The organism is Streptomyces sp. NPDC057010, from assembly GCF_042673805.1.
Lineage (GTDB): Bacteria > Actinomycetota > Actinomycetes > Streptomycetales > Streptomycetaceae > Streptomyces.
In genome coordinates this window covers 1-5,445 of the sequence record NZ_JBHUSC010000114.1, presented here as the reverse complement: position 1 = coordinate 5,445, position 5,445 = coordinate 1, and the positions used below count along the sequence as shown (strand labels likewise).

General features: G+C 73.3%; 7 protein-coding genes. 2 read left to right on the top strand and 5 right to left on the bottom strand.

The window, feature by feature from the left end; translation table 11 throughout:
* The first annotated feature begins 278 nt into the window (after nucleotides 1-278).
* Nucleotides 279-1,478 (top strand): phosphoserine phosphatase SerB, encoded by a 1,200-nt coding sequence (gene serB, locus ACFTXQ_RS36350; RefSeq protein WP_382649886.1) that lies wholly within the window; start codon nucleotides 279-281, stop codon nucleotides 1,476-1,478.
* A gap of 69 nt (nucleotides 1,479-1,547) precedes the next feature.
* Here the strand turns inward: serB and ACFTXQ_RS36345 are convergent, their stop codons facing one another.
* The 4 genes from ACFTXQ_RS36345 to ACFTXQ_RS36330 all read right to left on the bottom strand — a co-directional run bounded on the left by ACFTXQ_RS36345 (nucleotide 1,548) and on the right by ACFTXQ_RS36330 (nucleotide 4,058).
* The gene (locus ACFTXQ_RS36345) at nucleotides 1,548-2,069 is read right to left on the bottom strand and encodes a SixA phosphatase family protein (protein ID WP_382649883.1); all 522 of its coding nucleotides are present in this window, start codon (nucleotides 2,067-2,069) and stop codon (nucleotides 1,548-1,550) included.
* Between the two features lie 99 nt (nucleotides 2,070-2,168).
* Nucleotides 2,169-2,429, bottom strand: a complete 261-nt coding sequence (locus tag ACFTXQ_RS36340; protein ID WP_382649881.1) for a hypothetical protein — start codon at nucleotides 2,427-2,429, stop codon at nucleotides 2,169-2,171.
* A 157-nt stretch (nucleotides 2,430-2,586) separates the two neighbouring features.
* Nucleotides 2,587-2,706: an SGM_5486 family transporter-associated protein gene (locus ACFTXQ_RS36335; protein ID WP_382649878.1), complete on the bottom strand. Its 120-nt coding sequence runs from the start codon at nucleotides 2,704-2,706 to the stop codon at nucleotides 2,587-2,589.
* Nucleotides 2,707-2,711: 5 nt separating this feature from the next.
* The gene (locus tag ACFTXQ_RS36330) at nucleotides 2,712-4,058 is read right to left on the bottom strand and encodes a CynX/NimT family MFS transporter (protein ID WP_382649875.1); all 1,347 of its coding nucleotides are present in this window, start codon (nucleotides 4,056-4,058) and stop codon (nucleotides 2,712-2,714) included.
* Nucleotides 4,059-4,115: 57 nt separating this feature from the next.
* On the opposite strand from ACFTXQ_RS36330, the gene ACFTXQ_RS36325 reads away from it, so the two are divergent.
* Entirely contained in the window at nucleotides 4,116-4,793 is a 678-nt protein-coding gene (locus tag ACFTXQ_RS36325) for a FadR/GntR family transcriptional regulator (RefSeq protein ID WP_382649872.1), read from the top strand.
* Nucleotides 4,794-4,808: 15 nt separating this feature from the next.
* Here ACFTXQ_RS36325 and ACFTXQ_RS36320 read toward each other — a convergent pair whose 3' ends face one another.
* A complete protein-coding gene (locus ACFTXQ_RS36320; protein ID WP_382649869.1) occupies nucleotides 4,809-5,240 on the bottom strand; it encodes a hypothetical protein in 432 nt (143 codons plus the stop codon).
* Between the last annotated feature and the right edge of the window lie 205 nt (nucleotides 5,241-5,445).

Genomic DNA, 5,445 nt, shown 5'->3' with positions numbered 1-5,445 from the left:
CCCTTCCACCGTTCCTCCCCCAGCTACCGCTGGGAGGTGCCCCCAGGGGCTCCGCCCCGGACCCCGATCCGTGCGCTGCGCGCCCGCGCCCTCAAACGCCGGGCGGGCTGGATCCAGCCTCGCCGGCGTTTGAGGCGCGGGGTCCGGGGCTCCGCCCCGGGGAACGGTGGAAGGGTGGGCAGGGGACACGCCCCGCAGGGCCGCCCGCACGCACCACGCGTTCAAGAGGTGGGACGGGGGTCCTGGTCAGGGGGCGGGGAAGATACGGTGAGAGCACCATGAGCGCATCGCAGACCTCCGACGTCCCCACCCTCCTCGTCAAGATCTTCGGCAAGGACCGTCCCGGGATCACCGCCGGGCTGTTCGACACCCTCGCCGCCTACTCCGTCGACGTCGTCGACATCGAGCAGGTCGTCACCCGTGGCCGCATCGTCCTGTGCGCCCTCGTCACCAAGCCCACCGCCGGCTCCGAGGGCGAGCTGCGGGCCACCGTCCACAGCTGGGCGGAGTCGCTGAAGCTGCAGGCCGAGATCCTCTCCGGTACCGGTGACAACCGGCCGCGCGGTAGCGGCCGTTCCCACGTCACCGTGCTCGGGCACCCCCTCACCGCCGAGTCCACGGCCGCGATCGCCGCCCGGATCACCGCGACCGGCGGCAACATCGACCGTATCTTCCGGCTCGCCAAGTACCCGGTGACGGCCGTCGAGTTCGCGGTCTCCGGTGTCGAGACCGAGCCGCTGCGCACCGCGCTCGCCACCGCCGCCTCGCACATCGGCGTCGACGTGGCCGTGGTCTCGGCCGGGCTGCACCGCCGGGCCCAGCGCCTGGTGGTCATGGACGTGGACTCGACCCTGATCCAGGACGAGGTCATCGAGCTCTTCGCCGCGCACGCCGGCTGCGAGGCCCAGGTCGCCGAGGTCACCGAGCGCGCCATGCGCGGCGAGCTGGACTTCGAGCAGTCGCTGCACGCCCGCGTGGCGCTGCTCGCCGGCCTGGACGCCTCCGTCGTGGACAAGGTGCGCACCGAGGTGCAGCTGACCCCGGGCGCCCGGACCCTGATCCGCACGCTCAAGCGGCTCGGCTACCAGGTGGGTGTGGTGTCGGGCGGTTTCACCCAGGTCACGGACGACCTGCGGGAGCGGCTGGGCCTGGACTTCGCCTCCGCCAACACCCTGGAGATCGTCGACGGGAAGCTGACCGGCCGGGTCACCGGCGAGATCGTGGACCGGGCGGGCAAGGCCCGGCTGCTGCGCCGTTTCGCAGCGGAGGCCGACGTACCGCTGTCCCAGACGGTGGCCATCGGCGACGGCGCCAACGACCTGGACATGCTGAACGCGGCCGGCCTCGGCGTGGCCTTCAATGCCAAGCCCGTGGTCCGCGAGGCCGCGCACACCGCGGTGAACGTGCCCTTCCTGGACGCGGTGCTCTACCTGCTGGGGATCACCCGTGAGGAGATCGAGGCCGCCGACCTCGCCTGACCTGCGGGGAACACAGCGCGTCGCCTGAGCGGGGCCCGGTTTCCGGGTCCCGCTCACGCGTACCGGCGGTCAGTGCTCCTTGGGGGTCCAGAAGTCGAGCAGCGTGCCCACGCCGTGCTCCAGGGACTTCCACGAGCCGCTGAAGGAGACGACGGCGAGGGCCGCGGTCGGGAATCCGGTACGGGTCATCCGCGCCAGGGTGTCCCCCTCGGCGCGCCCGGCGAGGGCGTCGGCCAGGGCGTGCATGCCGGGGTTGTGGCCGATGACCAGGAGGTTGTCGACCTCGTCGGAGGTTTCGTTCAGGAGGGCGATGAGCTCGCCCAGCGAGGCGTCGTAGAGCCGCTCCTCGTACGAGGTCTTCGGCCGGTGCGGCAGCTCCTGGACGGCGAGCTTCCACGTCTCGCGCGTGCGGGCGGCGGTGGAGCAGAGGGCCAGGTCGAAGGCGATGCCGGTTTCGGCGAGCTTCAGACCGACGGCCGGTGCGTCCTTGCGGCCGCGCTCCGCCAGCGGGCGGTCGTGGTCGGACACCTGGGGCCAGTCGGCCTTGGCGTGCCGGAGGAGGGCGATCCTGCGGGGTGTGTCGGCGCTCATGGCTCCCAGCTTCGCACGAAACGGGCCACGGGGCGCAGGGTGTTGAGAGGCCGCACCCGCCGGTGTGACGCACCCCGGCGCACGCGGGCACGCGGGCTCTCAGCCGACGGCGCGCAGGAACTGCTGGGTGACGTGGAGCAGCCCGGAGGCCTCGCCGGACTCCGCGTGGGCCTGGCCGGATCCGGCCAGGAGCAGCAGGAGGAGGCCGAAGGCGAGGGCGGGGAGGGCCAGGGCCCACCAGTGCAGGCGGGCGTCGGCGGCGCCCGCCCGGACGGCGCGGCCGCGGCCGCGGCCGGGGGCGGGGGCGGGGGCGGGGGCGGGAGGGGTCGGGAGGGACCGGGTGTGCGTGGGGGCCGACATGGCCGCCTCCGTGGGTGTGCGGGTGGGCTGGCTCGCTGTCTTCGAATCTATGGATCCGAGGACGCGGCCCCCATCCGGGGCGCACCCCAGTTCACCCTGAGCCTGGCCCCCTAGGGGTTGGTGGGGTTATCCCCACCCACCCCTAGGGGCGTCCGCGTCACGGGGAGGCGAACGTCGCGATCACGGCGATGATCACGGTCACGAGGAGCATCCCGCCGAGCACGAGGCCGAGCTTCTTGTGGCCGTTCTGCGGGTTCGGTTCAAGTACGGGCGACATGCCGGTCAGTCTCGCATGCCGCATTCGTCCTCGATCGTGCGGTCCCGGCCGGCCAGGAGGCCCAGGCAGATCTGCGGGACGAGGAGTCCCGCCATCAGGGCGAGCGGCAGGTCCCAGCCGCCGCTGTGCTGGTAGAGGGTGCCGATGAGGAGGGGGCCGGGGATGGAGATGAGGTAGCCGGTGCTCTGGGCGAAGGCGGAGAGCTTGACGACCCCGGCCGGGGACTTGGCGCGCAGTCCGATCATCGTGATGACGAGGGGGAAGGCGCAGTTGGAGACGCCGAGCAGCAGCGCCCAGGCCCACGCGCCCGCGGCCGGGGCGAAGTAGAGCCCGAGGTAGCCGGCGAGGCCGAAGAGGCCGAGGGTGACGGCGATGGGCCCCTGGTGGCGCATCCGGCCGGCCAGGCCGGGGATGACGAAGGCGAGCGGGACGCCCATGACCATGGTGACGGCGAGCAGCACCCCGGCCTCGGAGGCGGAGACTCCGGCGTCACGGAAGATCTGCGGGAGCCAGCCCATGGTGATGTACGCGCCGGTGGCCTGGAGGCCGAAGTAGCAGGCCAGGGCCCATGCGGTACGGCTGCGGACGACGGAGGGGCCGGCGCCGTCGCGTACGGCGGCGGGCGCGGCGGCCTTCTCGCGGCGGCTCGCGGCGGCGACGGGCAGCCAGGGCAGTACGGCGACCAGGGCGAGGACCGCCCAGATCAGCAGGCCGGTGCGCCAGCTGCCGCCGAGGGCGTCGGTCAGCGGGACGGTCGCGGCGGCGGCGAGCGAGGTGCCGGCGGCCAGGGCCATGGAGTACAGGCCGGTCATGGTGCCGACGCGGTCCGGGAAGTACCGCTTGACGATCACCGGGAGCAGCACGTTGGTCAGGGCTATGCCGGCCAGGGACAGGGCGCTGGCGGCGAGGAAGCCCGCGGCGTTGTGCGTGAAGGGGCGGATCAGCAGGCCGGCGGCGACGGCGGCCATGCCGGCGCAGACGACGGCGGCGGGGCCGAAGCGGCGGGAGAGCCGGGGCGCGGTGATGCCGAAGACGGCGAAGCAGAGGGCGGGGACGGAGGTGATCAGTCCGGCGACGGTGCCGCTCATGCCGAGGCCGGTGCGGGCCTCCTCGAAGAGGGCGCCGAGGCTGGTGATGGCCGGCCGCAGGTTGAGGGCGGCGAGCACGATGCCGACGATGAGCACCGGACCGAGCCAGGCCGGCTGCGCCGTCGCCTGCGAGGTGGCGGCGGCGCCGTCTGCCGCGGCCCGGGCCGCGCCGGCCGCCTGCGGGGACGGCTCGCCGGGGGCCTGCCGGGAGGGCTTGTGGCCTCCGGCGGGGCGGTCGAGGGTCTGGATTTCTTCGTCGGACATTCAACCATCATAGAATCATGGGATGATTGGTTGTCCAGTCTCCCCCGAGAGGAACCCATGCCGCTGACCTCGCCCCGGCGCTCCGCGCTCGTCGACCAGGTGATCGCCCAGCTGCGCAACCAGATCACCTCCGGCGAGTGGCCCGTCGGCGCCCGCATCCCCACCGAGCCGGAGCTGGTGGAGCTGCTCGGCGTCGCCCGCAACACCGTGCGCGAGGCCGTACGGGCGCTGGCGCACAACGGCCTCCTGGACATCCGCCAGGGTTCGGGCACGTACGTCATCGCCACCAGCGAGCTGGCCGGGGTGATGCACCGCCGCTTCGCGGGGGCCGAACCCCGGCACATCGCGGAGCTGCGCTCGACGCTGGAGTCCTCGGCGGCCCGCCTCGCGGCGGAGCGGCGGACCGAGCGGGACCTCGTACAGCTGGACGCGCTGCTGGCGCGGCGCGAGGAGGCCTGGGCGAGCGGGGACGCGGAGCGGTTCGTGGCGGCTGACGTGAGCCTGCACATGGCGATGGTGACCGCCTCGCACAACGACGTGCTGATCGAGCTGTACGCGGACCTCGGAGACCTGGTGGCGGACTGGCTGCGCACGGACGTGGGCGCGGAGCTGGATCCGGCCGCGCACCTGGACCACGCCCGGCTGATCGAGGCGATCCGGCGCGGGGACGGGGACGCGGCCGCGTCGGAGGCGGCGGGCTACCCGTTCGTCTGCCTCGGCCGGGACGCCGGATAGGGCCGCTCGGGCCGTTCACGGGCGCTGGTGGCTGACCCAGGCCGAGCGGACCTCCTTCCAGCAGCGGCTGGTGAGCTCGATGCGCCCCGCCGGGCCGACGGCGACGGGGGCGCTGTCGCCGTCCACGTCCCACCAGCGGTCGCACTCGACGTGCAGCCGGACGAGGTCGGTCTCCGGGTAGCCGTTGTGGCAGTGCGCCGTGACCTGCGAGCCGTTGATCTCGGTGTCGCAGTCCGCGCCGAAGAGCTCCCGCGGGGCGGGCCGTGCGGGCTGTACGGGTGGCTCGACGGGGATCTCGGAGAGGTCGACGACGGCCGGGCCCACCGCTTCGGGGCCGGGTGCCGGCTCGCCGCCCACGGGCTGCGCGGCTGCCCCCGGGACCATGAGTCCCGTCAGGATCACCGAGGTGACCAGCAGTGATACCGCTCGGCTCGGCCTCGCGCGCACTCCCGTACCTCCTCCCCGCAGGAGCCGGGAAGATCCCGACTCGGCCAGTTTGCAGGCATCTGTCCCGGTTTTCGACTCGGGAAGATCCAGTCGGCCGGTGAACATACGGTCGAACGCTGCGCGGCGGCGAGCGGCTCGAGATCCCGAGCGAGTTCAAAGGCGGCTACCGGGTCACGAACACCGAGGCGATCAGTGTCGTACGGAT